The organism is Spirillospora sp. NPDC047279 (assembly GCF_040643285.1).
In the GTDB taxonomy this organism is placed as follows: Bacteria; Actinomycetota; Actinomycetes; order Streptosporangiales; family Streptosporangiaceae; genus Spirillospora.
Genome location: NZ_JBEYUA010000011.1, coordinates 191,821 through 209,114, shown reverse-complemented (window position 1 = coordinate 209,114; position 17,294 = coordinate 191,821). Strand labels below are relative to the sequence as shown.

The 17,294-nt window shown below is 72.8% G+C and carries 15 protein-coding genes; 5 read left to right on the top strand and 10 right to left on the bottom strand.

Annotated elements, in window-relative coordinates:
- The first annotated feature begins 33 nt into the window (after window positions 1-33).
- Entirely contained in the window at window positions 34-1,113 is a 1,080-nt protein-coding gene (locus ABZ810_RS28020; protein WP_358408267.1) for a DNA alkylation repair protein, read from the top strand.
- On the opposite strand, the gene ABZ810_RS28015 is transcribed toward ABZ810_RS28020, so the two are convergent.
- From ABZ810_RS28015 to ABZ810_RS28005, 3 genes are read right to left on the bottom strand one after another with little or no spacing between them, the layout of a single operon-like run.
- Window positions 1,097-1,594 (bottom strand): SRPBCC family protein, encoded by a 498-nt coding sequence (locus ABZ810_RS28015; RefSeq protein WP_358408264.1) that lies wholly within the window; start codon window positions 1,592-1,594, stop codon window positions 1,097-1,099. The genes ABZ810_RS28020 and ABZ810_RS28015 overlap by 17 nt on opposite strands.
- A gap of 29 nt (window positions 1,595-1,623) precedes the next feature.
- On the bottom strand, window positions 1,624-2,286 hold the full coding sequence (locus ABZ810_RS28010; protein ID WP_358408261.1) for a TetR/AcrR family transcriptional regulator: 663 nt from the start codon (window positions 2,284-2,286) through the stop codon (window positions 1,624-1,626).
- 12 nt (window positions 2,287-2,298) lie between these two features.
- Window positions 2,299-4,536: a DUF4132 domain-containing protein gene (locus ABZ810_RS28005; RefSeq protein ID WP_358408258.1), complete on the bottom strand. Its 2,238-nt coding sequence runs from the start codon at window positions 4,534-4,536 to the stop codon at window positions 2,299-2,301.
- Window positions 4,537-4,745: 209 nt separating this feature from the next.
- Between ABZ810_RS28005 and ABZ810_RS28000 the strand changes: the two genes are divergently transcribed.
- Both ABZ810_RS28000 and ABZ810_RS27995 read left to right on the top strand, forming a co-directional pair.
- Window positions 4,746-5,465, top strand: a complete 720-nt coding sequence (locus ABZ810_RS28000) for a hypothetical protein (protein ID WP_358408256.1) — start codon at window positions 4,746-4,748, stop codon at window positions 5,463-5,465.
- A gap of 139 nt (window positions 5,466-5,604) precedes the next feature.
- Complete coding sequence (locus tag ABZ810_RS27995) at window positions 5,605-6,474, top strand: NAD(P)H-binding protein (protein WP_358408254.1); 870 nt, start codon at window positions 5,605-5,607, stop codon at window positions 6,472-6,474.
- Window positions 6,475-6,562: 88 nt separating this feature from the next.
- On the opposite strand, the gene gabT is transcribed toward ABZ810_RS27995, so the two are convergent.
- A complete protein-coding gene (gabT, locus tag ABZ810_RS27990; protein WP_358408252.1) occupies window positions 6,563-7,909 on the bottom strand; it encodes a 4-aminobutyrate--2-oxoglutarate transaminase in 1,347 nt (448 codons plus the stop codon).
- Window positions 7,910-8,003: 94 nt separating this feature from the next.
- Between gabT and ABZ810_RS27985 the strand changes: the two genes are divergently transcribed.
- Window positions 8,004-9,464, top strand: coding sequence for a PucR family transcriptional regulator (locus ABZ810_RS27985; RefSeq protein ID WP_358408249.1), 1,461 nt, complete (start codon window positions 8,004-8,006; stop codon window positions 9,462-9,464).
- 31 nt (window positions 9,465-9,495) lie between these two features.
- The gene (locus ABZ810_RS27980) at window positions 9,496-10,923 is read left to right on the top strand and encodes an aldehyde dehydrogenase family protein (RefSeq protein WP_358408247.1); all 1,428 of its coding nucleotides are present in this window, start codon (window positions 9,496-9,498) and stop codon (window positions 10,921-10,923) included.
- 73 nt (window positions 10,924-10,996) lie between these two features.
- Here ABZ810_RS27980 and ABZ810_RS27975 read toward each other — a convergent pair whose 3' ends face one another.
- The 6 genes from ABZ810_RS27975 to ABZ810_RS27950 all read right to left on the bottom strand — a co-directional run bounded on the left by ABZ810_RS27975 (window position 10,997) and on the right by ABZ810_RS27950 (window position 17,116).
- Window positions 10,997-12,046, bottom strand: coding sequence for an alpha/beta hydrolase (locus tag ABZ810_RS27975; protein ID WP_358408245.1), 1,050 nt, complete (start codon window positions 12,044-12,046; stop codon window positions 10,997-10,999).
- 176 nt (window positions 12,047-12,222) lie between these two features.
- Window positions 12,223-13,497, bottom strand: a complete 1,275-nt coding sequence (locus ABZ810_RS27970; RefSeq protein ID WP_358408242.1) for an ABC transporter substrate-binding protein — start codon at window positions 13,495-13,497, stop codon at window positions 12,223-12,225.
- Window positions 13,494-14,612 (bottom strand): branched-chain amino acid ABC transporter permease, encoded by a 1,119-nt coding sequence (locus ABZ810_RS27965; RefSeq protein WP_358408239.1) that lies wholly within the window; start codon window positions 14,610-14,612, stop codon window positions 13,494-13,496. Before ABZ810_RS27965 ends, ABZ810_RS27970 begins: the two co-directional genes overlap by 4 nt.
- Window positions 14,605-15,495, bottom strand: a complete 891-nt coding sequence (locus tag ABZ810_RS27960) for a branched-chain amino acid ABC transporter permease (RefSeq protein ID WP_358408236.1) — start codon at window positions 15,493-15,495, stop codon at window positions 14,605-14,607. Before ABZ810_RS27960 ends, ABZ810_RS27965 begins: the two co-directional genes overlap by 8 nt.
- Complete coding sequence (locus tag ABZ810_RS27955) at window positions 15,492-16,325, bottom strand: ABC transporter ATP-binding protein (RefSeq protein ID WP_358408234.1); 834 nt, start codon at window positions 16,323-16,325, stop codon at window positions 15,492-15,494. Before ABZ810_RS27955 ends, ABZ810_RS27960 begins: the two co-directional genes overlap by 4 nt.
- Window positions 16,322-17,116: an ABC transporter ATP-binding protein gene (locus ABZ810_RS27950; protein ID WP_358408231.1), complete on the bottom strand. Its 795-nt coding sequence runs from the start codon at window positions 17,114-17,116 to the stop codon at window positions 16,322-16,324. The genes ABZ810_RS27955 and ABZ810_RS27950 overlap by 4 nt, the downstream gene beginning before the upstream one ends.
- Window positions 17,117-17,294 lie beyond the last annotated feature (178 nt).

The window sequence follows — 17,294 nt, the reverse complement described above, 5'->3', positions numbered from 1 at the left end:
CGGCTGTCAGAGGGGCCTGCCAGGCTGGGCGGCGTGGCACAACCGCTCAAAGACATGATCAACCGGGAGTCCGTCGGCGTGCTGGCCGGCGGCCTGGCCGCGGCGCACCCGGCGTTCCCCGGCGACCGCTTCGTGGCCGCCGCGCTGGCGGGGCTGGACGGGCTGGAGCTCAAGGACCGCGTCCGGCGCGTGTCGGCGGCGCTGCACGAGACGCTCGCGCTGCCGTTCCCGCGCGCCGCGGCCGTGCTGCGCGAGGCCGCGGGCCGCGCGGCTCGAGACGGCGCGCGGCTCGACATGTGGAGCGGGTGGCCCGCCACCGACTACGTGGGCGCCTACGGCACCGACCATCTCGACGAGGGCCTGGCGACGCTGGCGGTGCTGACGCCGTACGCGACCGGCGAGTTCGCGGTGCGCCCCTTCCTCGACCGCTACGAGGCCGCCGCGCTCGCGGTCATGGCCGGGTGGGCGGAGTCGCCCGACGAGCACCTGCGGCGGCTCGCCTCCGAGGGGAGCCGGCCGCGGCTGCCATGGGCGCCGCGCGTGCGGTGGCTGATGGAGCCCGGCCCGACGTTCCCGATCCTGGCGCGGCTGCGCGACGACCCGAGCGAGTACGTGCGGCGGTCGGTCGCCAACCACGTCAACGACATCGCCAAGGACCACCCGGAGACGGCGCTGGAGCTGCTGGCGTCATGGCGCGCCGAGGGCGGCACCCACGTCGGGCGGGTCGTCCGGCACGCGGCGCGGGGGCTGGTCCGGGCCGGTCGCCCCGAGGCGCTGGCCCTGCTGGGCGCGGAGCCCGGCAACGGCAGCGTCGACTCCCTCACGGTGGACGCGGTGGTGGCCGTCGGCGCGCGGCTGCCGCTGACGGTGACCGTGCGGGCCACCGCCCCCGGGCCGCTGGTGCTCAAGTACGCCGTGCGGCGCGACGGGTCACGGCGGGTGTTCCATCTGGGCGAACGCGAGGCGACCGCGGCCGGCCAGACGTTCACCGTGCGCCGGTCCCACTCGTTCCGCCCGGTGACCACCAGGGTCGAGCCGCCGGGCCCGCGCGAGCTCGACGTGATCGTCAACGGCGAGGTGCGGGCCACCGCGGCGTTCACCCTGACCGGCTGACGCCCTCCTCCAGCCGGTCCTTGAGCCGTCGCAGGGTGACCGCGATGTGCTCGGTGTTCGCGCCGGGCCGGTTCAGGACGCCGGTGATGAGGACGGCGAAGGGGAGGAACCACAGCGGGGCGCGCAGCCAGTTGGTCTCGGTGACCACGCAGCCGTCGCCGTCGGGCACGATGTCGTACTCCCAGCGCGAGATGGGGAGCCTGAACGGCGTGGCCACGTCGTAGGCGAAGCGGCGCCCGGGGTCGGCGTCGGTGATCCGGCAGTCGGTGGCCCAGCGGCGCGGGCCGTTGCGGTTGTACCCGCGGAAGCGGGCGCCGACCGCGGGCACCGCGGCGCGGTCCAGCCAGCGGACCCTGACGATCTCCTCGCCCAGCAGGGCCATCGCGGGCGGATCGCTGATCAGGCGGTACGCCTCGTCAGGGGCGGCGTCGATGGTGATCTGTCCGGTGGCGAACGGCTTGGCGAACAACGCGAGCGGCACGGCACGGCCCTCCCGGAAGGTGTATGTAATCAGCGATTACATACACCCCCCGCATTGCCGTCAATCCCCGGCGGGTCCTCGCCGGGCGGCCGGGCGAGCCCGATGCCGATCGTGTCCAGCACCTGGTCCACCAGGCTCTCGACCTGGTCCTCGGGGAGGAAGCCGTCGACGATCATCTGGCACAGCCCGTAGACCAGCGCGTGGCCCGCCAGTGCCACCACCGCCGGATCGCCCGGCCGGAGCTCGCCGCTGCGCTGCCCGCCGGCCACCACCTCGCCGACCAGCCGTTCCACCTCGTCGACGTACGGCCGCAGCTCGGGCACCCGCCGCGGCCCGTACACCGACCGCCTGAGCAGCTCGAAGCGGTGCGGGTGCACGGTGGCGTAGCGGATGAAGGACCGCCCGAACACCCACATGGCGGGGCGGTCGGCGACCTCCGCCAGCGCCGCCTCCTGCCACCGGCGGAAGTCGGCCAGCACGTCGGCCGCCACCGCGGTCAGCAGCGCCTCCCGGTCGGCGAAGTGCCGGAACGGCGCGCCCGGCGAGACCCCCGCGCGGCGCGCCGTCTCCCGGACGGTCACCCGGTCCAGCCCGCCCTCGTCCAGCAGCGCGAGCGCGGCGGCGGTCAGCGCGTCGGGCAGCGCGCCGTGGTGGTAGCCGGCGCGCCGGCCGGGCTCGTTCGTGTCGGCCACAACCGACAGATATCACGGCGCGAGGGTCTCCAGGTCGGCGAGCGTCTCGGCCAGGACGACCGGGTCGAGCGTCCCGAACGGGTGGGCGGTGCGCGCGTAACGGCCGGTGAAGAGCGCCACCTCCCTGATCTCCTGGGTGGCGAACTCGTCGGCGCCGATGACGCGGATGCCCGGCTCGATGTCGATCACGACCGACCGTTCCTCGGAGAGCTTGCGGTAGACCGAGCGCTGGAAACCGCCGGTCTCCTTCTCGCTCAGCGCCCAGCCCCGCCTGGTCAGCCCGAGGAGCACCCCGTAGTGCACCTCGTGGCCGGTGAAGCGGTGCAGCCGGCCGTCGGCCCCCTCGCCCTCGGCCAGCGCGGGCACGACGCGGCCCAGCTGCGGGAACGGCTGGAGGATCTCGTAGTCGGCGAAGACCTCCGCCCAGGCGGCGAGCTCGCCGCCCAGGCGGACCGGGTGCGGCAGGCCGACGTCCGCGGTGGCCGAGAGCGTGAACACCTCGTCGTCCACGTCCGCGAGCGTGCGGTCCTCGGCGACGCGGAACGTGGTCGTCTTGCCGTCCTCCGCGGCGCTCCAGACCAGGCGGCGCGCGATGTGCCGGATCAGCGGGTGCGCGAGGAAGAGCTCGCCGAACTCCGCCGGCGTCCACCGGCGCCCGGACACCATCGCCTGCTCCAGGCGCTTGATCTGGTCGGCGGCGGCCGTGCGCGCCTCCTTCTTGAGGTCGGTGAACGCCCTGTAGGCGGCGGGGGCGAGCACGGCGTCGTCCTTGGCGCCGGGCTTGGGCAGGGTCTTGCGGTGCTTGCCGCTCTCGTCGGCGACGTACGGCCTGAGCTGCTCGTCGAAGCCGACCGTGAAGCGGCGCGGGCCGTAGTCGAGCGTCATGCCGCCCCCGGCGTCGAGCCCGAGGTCGGGGACGAGACGATCGGCCAGCTGCTCGCCGGTGAGCCCGCGTTCCTGCGCGGCGCGCTTGAGCCTGCCCTCCGCCCACGGCCGCATCCGGTGGGTGTCCCTGGCCTTGGTGGCGAGCCGGTGCAGGCAGAGCAGCGCGGTGTCGGTGCCGACCGCGCCGAAGACGTCCAGCGCGGTGACGCCGCCCAGGCGCCAGACCTGCTCCCGGTCCCAGCGCTGGACGCGGCCGGCGAGCCGGGTGACGGTCGTGTCGTCGCCGAACCGTTCCAGCGCGTACCGCACCCCGGGCGACGCCCATTTCGGATGGCCGCGTTCGGCGACGTAGAGCGCCCACGCGAACTCGGCCAGCGAACCCGGGTCGCACGCCTCGGCGGCGAGGTCCACCCCGGCGTACGGCTCGTCCGGCGTGGAGATCGCCAGCATCGTCAGGAAGTGCCGGGTCGCCTCGTCGGAGAGGGCCGCGGTGCGGTCGCGGAGCAGGATCTGGGGCAACCGGGCGGGCTGGTGCTCCTCGGCGATCGGCGGCAGTTCGTCCGGGTAGAGGTCGAGCGCGTCGACCTTCAGCGCGGCGACGGCCGCGGCCGCCTCGTCGCCGTACACCCGCACGGCCTCGACCACGGCGGCGTGCCCGTGCTTCCCGGCGGCGATGCGGACGGCCTCCTCGGCGAGGGTGCGCTTGGGGCCGGGCCGGCGCACCACGTCCGGAACGATCAGCACGACGCCCTCGGGCCCGTGCCGTTCGAACCACGCCCGCGCCTCGGCGCCCCGGTAGTGGTCGTTCACCTCCTTCAGCACGAGCTGGGCGATCTCGAAGTCCCGGAACGGCAGCAGCTGGCCGATACGGTTGACCTGCTTGCGCGCCAGCCGCAGCAGGCTGGGCAGGGCGGCCATCTCGTAGCGCGCGGCGAGGCCCTGGGAGCACCAGGCGGCGTCGATCTCGGCGGAGTAGCGCTCGTCGTCGATCACCTTGAGGCCGAGCTCCACCGGGCCCTGCATGAGGAGCTGGAGCACCTTCACGGCGCGGTCCTGCCCCTCGTACTCGGTCAGGGCCCGGCCGCTGAGGATCACGTCGGCCAGCGCCTCCCAGTCGGTGTCGTCGCGCAGCCGGGTCAGCCGGGGTGCCCACTTGCCCCGCTTCTCCTCGTCGTACGGGTACTCCAGCCACTCCTCGCGCTCGCCCGGGAGCCACGTCAGGTCGGTCTCGAGCCTGGGCTTCTTGAGCCCCTTGAGGACGACGGGCCCGGCGGCGGGCCGGACGGTCCACGGCGGGCGGCGCAGCACCTCCGGCAGGACATCGTCGGGGGCGGGCGCGACGCGAGGGACGGGGGTTTCGGTCATAGCCATCTAGACGCTGGACCGTCCACCCGGGTTCCGGCCGGGGCCAGGCCGGCGGATGTCAACAAAATGAGCGTCCGAGAAAGGCCCTCTATCAGGTGCCGACAAAATTCAAAGGGGCTCTTGATTTCTCAATTGACTCAGGTACAAACAGTGGGCGAACCACGTGGTTGAGGAATGCATCCGGATGCCCCACCCCCTGAGGAGAATCCATGCAGTTCCCCGTCAAGCGCGCCTTTGTGCGCGCCGTTCCCCTCGCCGCCGGTGCCGCCCTCGCGGCCACCGCCCTCGCCGCCGTCCCCGCCTCCGCCGCCACCACGACCCTCCACCGCGACGACGCCGCCGGCGCCCCCTACTCCGGCGACTGGCAGATCTCGACCGTCGGCCCGCTCAACTTCTCGATCGCGTTCCTGGGCGCGACAGTGACCGCGAACTGCGAATACGCGAAGCTGACCGGCACCGTCACCGGAACCGGCGCCGGCACCCTCGGCACCGGCGAGGTCGGCCCGTGCACCGCGTCCAACGGCGGCACCTCGCCCGCCATCACGTTCGAGAACCTCCAGGGCGTCGGCGGCCAGGTGAGCCACGCGCCGGTCGCGGGCGGCCGCGACGGCACGCTCGCCGTCACCGGGAATCTCAACTTCAAGCTCGAAGGCGAATTCCTGGGCCGGGTCCGCACCTGCTACTACGGATTCCGCACCGGAAACTCCACGGGCGCGACTTTCGACCTCTTCAATGGCGACAACGCGCAACGTCCGGTGCCGTCGAGTAACGACCTGCAGGGCACGCTCGCGAACATCAGGCTCGTCAAGCAGCCCGGCAGCGACTGGCTCTGCGGCGACAACGGCTCCGGCAGCGGCCAGGCCGTCGCGCGCGGCGAGACCACGGCCGGTTCCGGCGTCTTCGACCAGAGGCTCTACCTGACCTCCTAGGTCCCGGTGGGGGCCGGGCCGTGCCCGCGGCGGCCCGGCCCCCTCGACGCCCCGTGCCCTCGCCGGCGTGGACTCCCGCGTATGGGGTCGAGTCTCTGAGCCATGTCCGCGCAGGTCGGCCGCCGGTTGACTGAAGGACATGACGAACAGCGACATGACGAACGACACGCGGAACATCAACAACGGCGACCTGACCCTCGTCCTCGGCGGCACCGGCAAGACCGGGCGCCGGGTGGCCGCGAAGCTGGCGGCCAAGGGGGTGCCCGTCCGGATCGGCTCGCGCTCGGCCGACCCGGCGTTCACCTGGGAGGACCGCTCCTCGTGGGCGGCGGTGCTGGAAGGCGTCGCCCAGGTGTACGTCTGCTACGTGCCCGACCTGGCGGTGCCCGGCTCGCGGGACGACATCGAGGCCTTCACCGCGGCCGCGGTGGCGGCCGGCGTGCGGCGCCTGGTCCTGCTGTCCGGCCGCGGCGAGGAGGAGGCCCTGGCCTGCGAGGAGGTCGTGAAGGCCGCCGGCCTGGAGTGGACGATCGTGCGGGCGAGCTGGTTCTTCCAGAACTTCGACGAGAGCTTCATGGTCGAGCCGCTGGTGGCGGGCGAGGTGGCGCTCCCCGCCGGGGACGTGCGGGAGCCGTTCGTCGACGCGGAGGACATCGCGGACATCGCGGTGGCGGCGCTCACCGAGGACGGGCACGCCGGGCAGCTCTACGAGGTCACCGGCGGGCGGATGCTCACGTTCGCCCAGGCCGTCCAGGAGATCGCCGAGGCCACCGGCCGGGAGATCCCCTACATCCAGATCACCCCGGAGGAGTACGCCGCCGGGGCGCACGCGCAGGGCGTGCCCGAGGAGTACGTGGAGTTCGTGACGTACCTGTTCACCACCGTGCTGGACGGGCGCAACGCCTACCAGACCGACGGGGTCAGGCGGGCGCTGGGCCGCGAGCCGCGGGACTTCTCCGACTTCGTCCGCGACGCCGCCGCCACCGGCGTCTGGAACCCCACCGCGTGAGCCGAGCCGCGAACGGCGGACCGCCGAGGACCGGAACCCGTCCGGCCCTCGGCGGTCGCATGCCCTCCCGGCGGCTCGCGCCCCGGGGTCAGCCCTCGAAGGCCGACTCCAGGATGCCCAGGCCCTCGACCAGCAGGTGCTCGGGAATGACGAGCGGCGGCAGGAAGCGCACGACGTTGTTGTAGGTGCCGGTGGTCAGCACGAGCAGCCCGGCCGCGTGGCAGCGGCGCGCGATCTCGGCCGTCAGCTCCGGGTCGGGCTCCTTGGACCCGCCGCCCTTCACCAGCTCGATCGCCGTCATCGCGCCGCGGCCCCGCACGTCGCCGATGACGTCGTGCTTCTCGGCGAGCGCGCGCAGGCGGGGCAGCATGGTGTCGCCGATCCAGCCGGCGCGCTCGACCAGCCCGCCGGTCTCGATCTCCTCCAGGACGGCCAGCGCCGCCTCGCAGGCGAGCGGGTTGCCGCCGTAGGTACCGCCGAGCCCGCCGCCGTGGATCCTGTCCATGATCTCGGCGCGGCCGGTCACGCCCGCCAGGGGCAGGCCGCCCGCGATGCCCTTGGCGGTGGTGATGATGTCGGGCACCACGCCCTCGTGCTCGGACGCGAAGAGGTGGCCGGTCCGGGCGAAGCCCGTCTGGATCTCGTCGGCGATGAACACGATCCCGTTGGCCTTGCAGAAGTCGGCGATCGCGCGGACGAAGCCGGGCGCGGGCACGATGAAGCCGCCCTCGCCGTGGATCGGCTCCAGGATCACCGCGGCCACGTTGCCCGCGCCGATCTGCTTGCCGATCTGGTCGATGGCCTGCGCCGCCGCCTCGGGCCCGCAGTTGTCCGGCCCGGTCGGCCAGCGGTAGCCGTACGCCGTCGGCATCCGGTAGACCTCCGGCGCCATCGGCCCGAACCCGGCCCGGTACGGCATGGCCTTGGCGGTCAGCGTCATGGTGAGCAGCGTCCGGCCGTGGAAGCCGTGGTCGAACGCCACGACCGCCTGCCGCCCGGTCGCGTGGCGGGCGATCTTGACGGCGTTCTCCACCGCCTCGGCCCCGCTGTTGACCAGGAACGACCGCTTCTCGTGATCGCCCGGGGTGAGGCGGTTGAGGGCCTCGCAGACCGCCACGTACGACTCGTACGGCGCGACCATGAAACAGGTGTGGGTGAACCGCTCGACCTGGGCCCTGACCCGCTCGACGACGCGCGGGTTGGCGTTGCCCACGCCGGTCACCGCGATGCCGGAGCCGAAGTCGATCAGCGAGTTGCCGTCGACGTCGACCACCACGCCGCCGCCGGCCTCCGTCACGTACACCGGCAGCACGCTGCCGATGCCCGGCGGGACGGCGCCGGTGCGGCGCTCCTGAAGCTCTCTCGACCTGGGCCCGGGGATCTCGGTGACGACGCGGCGTTCCTGCGGGAGACGGTGCTCGATCTGGCTGGTCATGGCGTGAACATAAGCCGGGACGGCCCGTACGCTGAACTGTACGAAGTGGCGAATCATCACCGCCGGGCTCGCCGGTGTGCACAAGGGAGCTCCCATGCCGCCCACGCTCTCCGCCGTCGCGGCGCTTCCCCACCTGGGGTTGCGCGCCCTGACCGCCGTGGAGGCCGACCGGCCGGTCCGGTGGGTCGCGGTCAGCGAACTGGAGGACCCGACGCCGTTCCTGGAGGGCGGCGAGCTGGTCCTGGTCACCGGGATGCGGATCACCTCGGGCAACGCCGCCGCGTACGTGGCGCGCCTGGTGGAGCGCAAGGTGGCCGGGCTGGGCTTCGCCGTCGGGATCATCCACGAGGCGGTGCCGCCGGAGCTGGTGGAGGCGGCCCGCGACCAGGGGCTGACGTTGCTGGAGGTGCCCGAGCCCGTCCCGTTCATCGCGGTCGGCAAGGCCGTCTCCCGGCTGCTGGCGGCCGAGTGGTACGAGGACGTGACGCGGGCGTTCCAGGCCCAGCGGGAGCTGACGAGGGCGGCGCTGCGCGGCCCCGGGCCGCTGATCACCCGGCTGGCCCGCGAGCTGGGCGGCTGGGCGCTGCTGCTGGACGCGTCCGGCGAGGTCCGCTACGCCGAGCCCGCCCGGGCCCGCCGCCGCGCCGCCGGGCTTCTCCCCGACCTGGCCCGGCTGGCCAGGGACGACCGTACGGCGAGCATCTCGCTGTCGGGCCGGGACGACCACGTCGTCGCCCAGGGCGTCGGGCTCACCGGGCACCCGCGCGCCTTCCTGGCGGTCGGCACCGCCGAGCCGCTCCCGCACGTCGCGCACACCATCGTCGGCTCGGCGGTGGCGCTGCTGACCCTCCAGTCCGAGTCCCCGCGCACCACCCGGGACCTGCGGGCGGCGCTCGGCGCGCTGCTGCTCGGCCTGCAGCCCGGCGCCGCCACGCTGCCCGACTCCCCCGTGCGGGTGCTGGCCTGCGCCGGCGGGTCCGCCGTCGCCGACGCGCTGGCCGACGACGACCGGGTCCTGGCGGTGTCGATGCCCGGCCAGGTCCTGGTGATCGTTCCGGACGCCCAGGCGGACCAGGTGATGGCGCTCGCCCACCAGAGCGGCCCGGTCGGCGCCAGCGACGCCTTCGACCTCGGCGAGGCGACCGCGGACCGCACGTTCCAGCGGGCCGAGACGGCGCTCCGGCAGGCGGAACGGGCGCTGGCCGCCGCGCGCCGCAAGCGGGCCGCCCTGCGCCACGCGGACCTGCCCGGGCAGAGCCTGCTCGGCATCCTCGACCCGGAGGCGGCCCAGGGCTTCGCCGACGCCCTCCTCGGGCCGCTGGCCGCCGACCCGACGTTGGTCACCTCGCTGCGCGCGTACATCACGGCGAACGGGCAGGGCGAGACCGCCGCCCGCGCCCTGGGTGTGCACCGGCACACGCTGCGGACCCGCATCCAGAAGGCCGCCCGGCTGCTGGACCGCGATCTCGACGATCCGGCGGTCCGGGCCGAGCTGTGGATCGCGCTGTCCGTGACGGCCAACGGGACGGGCCGGATTGGACACCCTGGCCACTAGAAGGGAGCAGATCCAGAGATAGCGTGAGGGCATGAACGTGACTCCCTTCTGGCTGGCCGGACGTCCCGCGACCGGCGACGGCGAGCTGACCGTTGAGCACCCGTACGACGGCCGCGTGGTCGGCACGGTCTCCGTGCCGACCCCGGAGCAGGTGGAGGAGGCGCTGGCCGCGGCCGCGGCGGTGGCCGCCGAGGCGGCGGCGCTGCCGGTCCACGTGCGCGCCGAGGCCCTGGCCCACGTCTCCCGGCGGCTGGAGGAACGCGCCGAGGAGATCGCCAAGCTGATCACGGCGGAGAACGGCAAGCCGCTGATGTGGGCCCGGATCGAGGTCAGGCGCGCGGTCTCCACGTTCCGGTTCGCCGCGGAGGAGACCCGCCGGTGGAGCCCCACGACGCAGCGGCTCGACACCGAGGAGGGCGGCGTCGGCCGCCTCGCCTATGTCTCGCGCGTCCCGCGGGGTCCGGTGCTCGGCATCTCGCCGTTCAACTTCCCGCTCAACCTGACCGCACACAAGATCGCCCCGGCGATCGCGGCCGGCGCTCCGATCGTGGTCAAGCCCGCCCCGGCCACGCCGCTGTCGGCGCTGCTGCTGGGCGAGCTGCTCGCCGAGACCGATCTTCCGGCGGGCATGTTCTCGATCCTGCCCGTGCCCAACGACCGGGCCGGCGCGCTGGTGGAGGACCCGCGGCTGCCGATCGTCTCGTTCACCGGCTCGGTCCCCGTCGGCTGGTCGATCAACGACCAGGTGCCGCGCAAGCACGTCACCCTGGAGCTCGGCGGCAACGGCGCGGCGGTCGTGCTGCCGGACGCCGACCTCGACTGGGCCGCGCAGCGCATCGGGCTGTTCTCCAACTACCAGGCGGGCCAGAGCTGCATCGCGGTCCAGCGCGTCTACGTCGACCGCGCGGTGTACGACGCGTTCGTGCCCAAGCTGGTCGACGTCGTCAACGGCCTGGTCACCGGCGACCCGTGGGACGACAAGACCCAGGTCGGCCCGCTGGTGTCGCGGGACGCCGCCGAACGTGTCGAGGCGTGGGTCGGCGAGGCGGTCGAGGCCGGCGCCAAGGTGCTGGCGGGCGGCACCCGCGACGGCGCCGCGTACGCGCCGACGATCCTGTCCGAGGTCCCGGACGACGCCAAGGTCGTGCGCCAGGAGGTCTTCGGCCCGGTGTTGCTGGTCCAGCCGGTCGACGGCGTCGACGAGGCGTTCGAGCGGGTGAACGACTCCACGTTCGGCCTCCAGGCGGGCGTGTTCACGCGCAATCTCGACATCGCGTTCCGCGCGCACCGCGAGCTCGACGTGGGCGGCGTCATCATCGGCGACGTGCCGTCCTACCGCGCCGACCAGATGCCCTACGGCGGCGTGAAGGACTCCGGCGTCGGCCGCGAGGGCCTGCGGTCGGCGATGACCGACTACACCGAGGAGAAGGTCATGGTCCTCACCGGCCTGCCGCTCTGACCTCGCACGTGAGGGCCGCCCTTCCCGGGCGGCCCTCCGTCATCTCCGGCACCCTGTCAGTTCCGGCGTCGCGTCACTTCCGCCGCAGGGCGAGGCCCATGCGCAGCGCCCCGGCCGCCTCCGAGACCGCCTCGGCGAAACGGCCGCCCAGGCCCGTCATGTTGGCGAACCCGTGGATGAGGTCCTCCTGGCGCCGCAGCACGACCGGCACGCCCGCGTCCGCCAGCCGCCGGGCGAACTCCTCCCCCTCGTCGCGCAGCGGGTCGAAGCCCGCCGTGACCAGGTAGGCGGGCGGAAACCCCGAGAGGTCGCCGGCGAGGAGCGGCGAGGCTTTGGGGTCTTTGCGCTCCGCCACCGGGGCGTAGTGGTCGGAGAACCACGTCATGTCCGGGTCGGTGAGGTAGAAGCCGTCGCCGAACACGTCGCGCGAACGGCGGTGCCCCGACAGGTCGGTGGCCGGGTAGAAGAGCAGGGCGAAGTCGGGCGTGCGTTCGGCGTGCAGGGCGACGACGGCGGCGAAGTTGCCGCCCGCGCTGTCGCCGCCGACGGCCACCGCCTCCGGGTCGGCGCCGAACGACGCCGCGTTCGCGACCGCGTGCTCGTACGCGGCGATCGCGTCGTCGACACCGGCCGGGAACGGGTGCTCGGGCGCCAGCCGGTAGCCGGCCGACAACACCCGGACGCCCGCGTTGACGGCCAGGTGGCGGCACAGGCTGTCGTGGGTGTCCAGGCTGCCCAGCACGAATCCGCCGCCGTGGTAGTAGACCAGCAGGGGCGAGCCTTCGGGCAGGCCGGCCGGGGTGTAGAGCCGTGCCGGGATCTCGTGGTCGCCGCCGGGCAGGGACACCGCCCGGGTCCGCACGCCGGGCACGGGCCGGCCGTCCAGGAGCCGCTGGCCGCGCTCCAGCCGGCGGCGCGCGACGTCGACCCGCTCGGCCCTGAGCCCCGCGTTCTCCAGCTTCATCAACGCCAGCAGGAGCTGCGCCTCCAGGGCCAGGCGCTGGCCGTCGCGGCGCACCGCCCCGCCCGCGATGAGGCGCCTGACCGGGGCCGGCAGGGCGTAGACCGCCCGGAGCGCGAAATTGACGACCTGGGGCGGGACCAGCTCGGCCGGCTGTGGCATTGGACCTCCAGTCGAATACTCCGACGGGGCCGATCGTAGCCAACCGCGCGAACCGCGCCCGGACCCGGGCTGGAGTCCTCGATGAGCGCGCGGGTGCCGGCCGGCGGCGGGAAGGGGGGCGCCGGCGCGTTCGGCCGGGAGGAGCTGAACGCGCCGGCGCCCTTATCCGGGAAGGGTCACTTGCCGACCGGGACCTGGTAGGCCTTGGCCAGGTCGGACTCGTTGGCCTGCTTCTCGATCACCAGGCCGCCGAGGGCCTTGGCGTCGGTCCGCAGGATGTAGGTCTTGCGGGTGGCCGGCTGGTCGGACTTGGAGAAGTCGACCGGGGTGCCGAAGCCGTCGTCGTGCTGGGTGGTGGACCGGTGCGCCTTGAGGACGGCGTCACGGGTCAGGTCCTTGCCGGCGCAGGCCTTCTTGAGCGCGTCGGTGAAGAACTTCGCCGAGGTGTAGCCGTTGACGACCGCGTTGTCGCGCGGCTGGTTCGGGTACTTCTTGGCGTACGCGTCGGCCAGCGTCTTCATCGCGGGCAGGTCGGCGCCGATCGGGGCGCCGGCGCTGGCCAGGTAGAAGTCCTTCAGCAGCGCGGGGGCGGCCGGGGTCTGCAGCAGCTGCGGCGAGAAGCCGGAGTTGCTGACGACGATCGGCACCATGATCCCCTTGGACCGCGCGACGCCCGCCAGGGACGCCGACTGCCGCGGGCCCGCGCTCATCAGGATCGCCTTGACCTTGGCGTTGCCGAGCGCGGCGACCTGCGCGCTCATGTCGTTGTCGGTCGCCTTGATCTTCTGCTCGACGAGGGTCAGCCCGAGCTTCTCGGCGGCGTGCTTGGAGCCGGCCAGCGCGCTCTCGCCGTAGTCCCCCTCGAAGTACACGTGACCGATCTTGTCGCCCTTCTTGATCCCCTTGTCCTTCATGAGGAAGTCCAGCGAGTTGATCATGTCGATGTCGTACGTGGTGCCGCTGACCTGGATGGCGTCGCTGCCCAGGAGGGTGGTGGACCACGCCATCGGGATCGTGAACATCTTGTCGGTGGTGATGCGGCCCTTCAGCGCGGTCACCATCGGCGAGCCGATGAACTGGGTGATGCCGACGACCTGCGGCTGCAGCTCGGCGTAGGCGGCCAGGGCCCGCTGCACGTCGTAGCCGTGGTCGCGGACGACGACCTCGACCTTGCGGCCGCACACCCCGCCCGCGGCGTTGACCTCCTCGAAGTACATCTGCTGCGCCTGCGTCAGGCTCTTGCCCAGCGGCGCGTACACGCCGGTGAGGTCGCTGACGATGCCCACCTTGATCTTGTCCGCGGAGATGCCCGGCCCGAGCTTCACGCCGTCCGAGCCGGTGCCGCCGGAACCGCCGGTGGCCTTGTCGCTGCAGCCGGCGGCGGCGAGCACGATCGCCAGCACCGCCGTCGTGGTCCGCAGCGCTTTCGCGTTCAGCACTATGCGCTTCATGCTGGTTGTTCCTCTTTTTCGAGTCGGGGCAGGGATCGGCGGGGGGCACGGCGTGCCTTCACGGCCAGCCGGAGGCGGGTCCACAGGCCGAGGAGCCCGCCGGGGAGGAAGAGCACGACGGCGACGACGGCGGCGCCGTACAGGATCCGGCTGGCCTCGGCGGGCGAGACCCCGCCGGAGCCGGGCGCGGCGACCAGCGGGAGGCCGTCGCTGTACCGGGTGAGAAGCTGGGGCAGCAACGACACGAAGACCGCGCCGATCACCGCCCCGGCGGCGGTGCCCAGACCACCGATGACGATCATCGCCAGGTAGTCGAGGGACAGGAACATGCCGAAGTACTCGGGGACGGTCCGCCGGAAGACCAGCGCCAGCAGCGCCCCGGCCGCCCCCGCGTACATCGACGAGAGCACGAAGACGCCGGCCCGGTAACGGGCCACCGGCACGCCCATCACCGCCGCGGCGACCTCGTGGTCACGGATGGTGTTGAGCGCCCGTCCGGGACGGCCGCGCAGCACCCCCCGCGCCAGCCAGGCGGCCAGCGCGAGCAGGACGAGCCCGAAGAACCACAGCCGCTCCAGCGCGCCCAGCGGCACGTTGAGGACGACCAGTTCCGGCGAGTCGTCGAAGACGATCCCGAACAGCTCCAGCGGCGGCACGTTCCGCCCGTTGAAGCCGCCGGTGACGCTCTCGGCGTTGAACAGCACGTACTGGCCGATGAAGATCAGCGCGAGCGACGCGATGCCGAGGTAGGTGCCCTTCAGCCGGCCCGAGATCGGGCTGAACAGCCCGCCCGCGATCCCGGCCAGCACGATCGCGCCGACGAACGCGACCGAGGTCGGCAGGCCGAGGCCCGACAGCTCGTGGTCGCCCTCCGACGCGAGGAAGATGTAGCCGTACGCGCCGACCGCCAGGAAGAACGCGTGGCCCATGGACAGCTGGCCGGTGGCGCCGGTCAGCAGGTTGAGCCCGATCGCGCCGATCGCCGCGGAGATCGCGAACAGCCCCGTCTGGAGCCAGAACGAGTCCAGGTAGAACGGGCAGGCCAGCAGGACGGCGCAGCCGGCGATGGCGACCAGGACGGAGGGCCGGCGCAGGGCGGCGAGACGTTCAGACACGGGTCAGCTCCCTGGTGCCGAAGAGCCCTGCGGGCCGGACGAGCAGGATCGCGATCATGACCACGAAGGGCGCCACGTCGCCGATGCCCCGGCCCATGAAGGCCAGGTCGCCCTGGTAGCCGACGACCAGCGACTCGGTGAGCCCGATGATCAGGCCGCCGACCAGCGCGCCGGTTGTCGAGTCGAGCCCGCCGAGGATCGCCGCCGGGAACGCCTTCATCGCCGCGAACGAGGTGCTGCGGTCCAGTCCGGGCGTCGGGAAGACGCACAGGAACAGCGCGGCCACGGCGGCCAGGCCGCCCGCCACCGCCCAGGCGCCCAGCGACACCCGGGAGAGCTTGATGCCCATGAGCGCGGCGGTCTCGCTGTCCTCGGCCGCGGCGCGCATCGACACGCCCCACGAGGTGTAGCGGAACGCCAGCAGGAACGCGGTGATCAGCAGTCCGGCGATGAGGAAGGCGGCGATCCGGGTCTGCGCGACGCTGACGCCGCCGATGGTGACGATCTTGTTGCCCCAGGGGTCGCCCATCGAGAGCACCTCGGTGCCGATCCGCCGGACCAGCTCGGTGGTGAGGATGATGTCGACGCCGATGGTGACGATGGCCAGGACCGCGTGGTTCTCGACCTTGGCCCGGCGCAGCACCAGGAACTCCACCGCGGCGCCCACCGCGGCCGCCACGGCGATGCCGGCGACCAGCGCGGGCCAGAAGCCGATCTCGTCGTGCAGTACGGCCGTGATGTAGCCGCCGACGAGCAGCAACGACGCGTGCGCGAAGTTGACCACCTCGGTGGCCTTGAAGATGATCACGAAACCGAGGGCGATCAGCGCGTACACCGATCCCACCGAGATCCCGTTGACCACCAGCTCGATGAAGGTGCTCAAGCCCGTTCCCCTTCTTTGTCTTCCTCAAGAACGGCCTTGTCGCTGTCGAGCACGGCCGACTCGTCGGCATGCGCCGCGCCGAGGTAGGCGCGGATCACCGCCGGGTCGCTCTGGACCTCCTCCGGGGTGCCGTCGGCGATGCGCTTGCCGAAGTCCAGGACGGTGACCCGGTCGGCGAGCTTCATGACCATGCCCATGTCGTGCTCGACCAGCAGGATCGACAGCCCGAGGTCGGCGCGGGCGGCGATGATGACCTCGGCCATCCGGCGCCGCTCGTCGCCGTTCATCCCGGCCACCGGCTCGTCGAGCAGCAACAACCGCGGCTCCATCGCCAGCGCCCGGGCCAGCTCGACCCGCTTCTGCACGCCGTACGAGAGCATCCCGGCGGGCGCCTCGAGGTACTCACCGACGCCCACGAACCGGGCGATCTCGCGGACCCGGCCACGGTGCCGGGAGTCCTCGTGGCGGGCCATCGGCAGCCGCAGCCCCGCCGAGGCGAACCCGGCCCTGGTCAGCCGGTGCCGCCCGAGCATCAGGTTGTTCTCGACGTTCTGGTGCTTGGAGAGCGCGATGTTCTGGAACGTGCGCGCCACGCCCAGCGCCGCGATCCGGTGCGGCTTGAGCCCGGTCAGCTCCTTGCCGCCGTACCGCACGCTGCCCTCGGTGGCGCGGTAGACGCCGGACAGCACGTTGAAGCACGTCGACTTGCCCGCGCCGTTCGGCCCGATCACCGCGTGCACGCTGCCCTCGGCGACCGAGAAGTTCACCGCGTCCAGGGCGGTCAGGCCCGCGAAACGGACGGTGAGCCCCTCAACAACAAGATCGCTCATGCCGTCCACTTCTCCAGCGTCGGCGGACGTTCCAGCCGCACCGCGTCGTCCTCGTGCGTCATCCCGAGGTAGCGGCGCCGGACCTCGTCGCTGTCGGCCAGCTCGGCGGCGTCGCCGTGCAACGTCACCGCGCCGACCTCCAGGACGTGGGCCGTGGTGGCCAGCTCCAGCGCGAGTGCCGCGTTCTGCTCGATGAGCAGCACCGACGTGCCCTGCCGGTTGATCTCGATGATCGTCTCGCTGATCCGCTCGGCCATCAGCGGGGCCAGGCCGAGTGTCGGCTCGTCCAGCAGCAGCACCTTGGGCCGGGCCATCAGGGCCCGCCCGATGGCCAGCATCTGCTGCTCGCCGCCGGACAGGAGCCCGGCCCGCTGCTTGGCCCGTTCGGCCAGCACCGGGAACAGCTCCAGCACACGTTCGCGCGACGTGGCCGTCCCCGATCGGTCGGGTGCGCCCAGCGCACCGGCCTTGAGGTTCTCCTCAACGGAGAGCCGGCCGAACACGCGCCGGCCCTCGGGCACCTGGACCACTCCGGCCGCCACCACCGCCGCCGGGCGGAGCCCGTTCAGCGGCCTGTCGCCCAGGGTGATCGTGCCCTCGTCCACCGAACCCCGGTGGAAGGACAGCGTGCCCGAGATGGCCCTCAGCAGCGTGGTCTTGCCCGCTCCGTTGGCCCCGAGTACGGCCGTCACGGCCCCTTCGGGAACCTCCAGGGTCACCCGGCGCAGCGCCTGGACGGCCTTGCCATAGCTGACCGAAAGATCGTGGACAGCGAGCGCTCCGCTCGCCATAGGCGCCTCCCAACGTCGTGTGGCAGGCACCTCAACATGTGACACCGATCACCGTCCATGGGGGTTGGACAAATCGGGGCGGGCGTCCAACGGAACGGCATTCGGGTTGTGCGGGGCGCACAGGTTTCCCCGGCGGACCTGGCAGAACACTGGCAATTCATGACAAAGTGATGCGGAT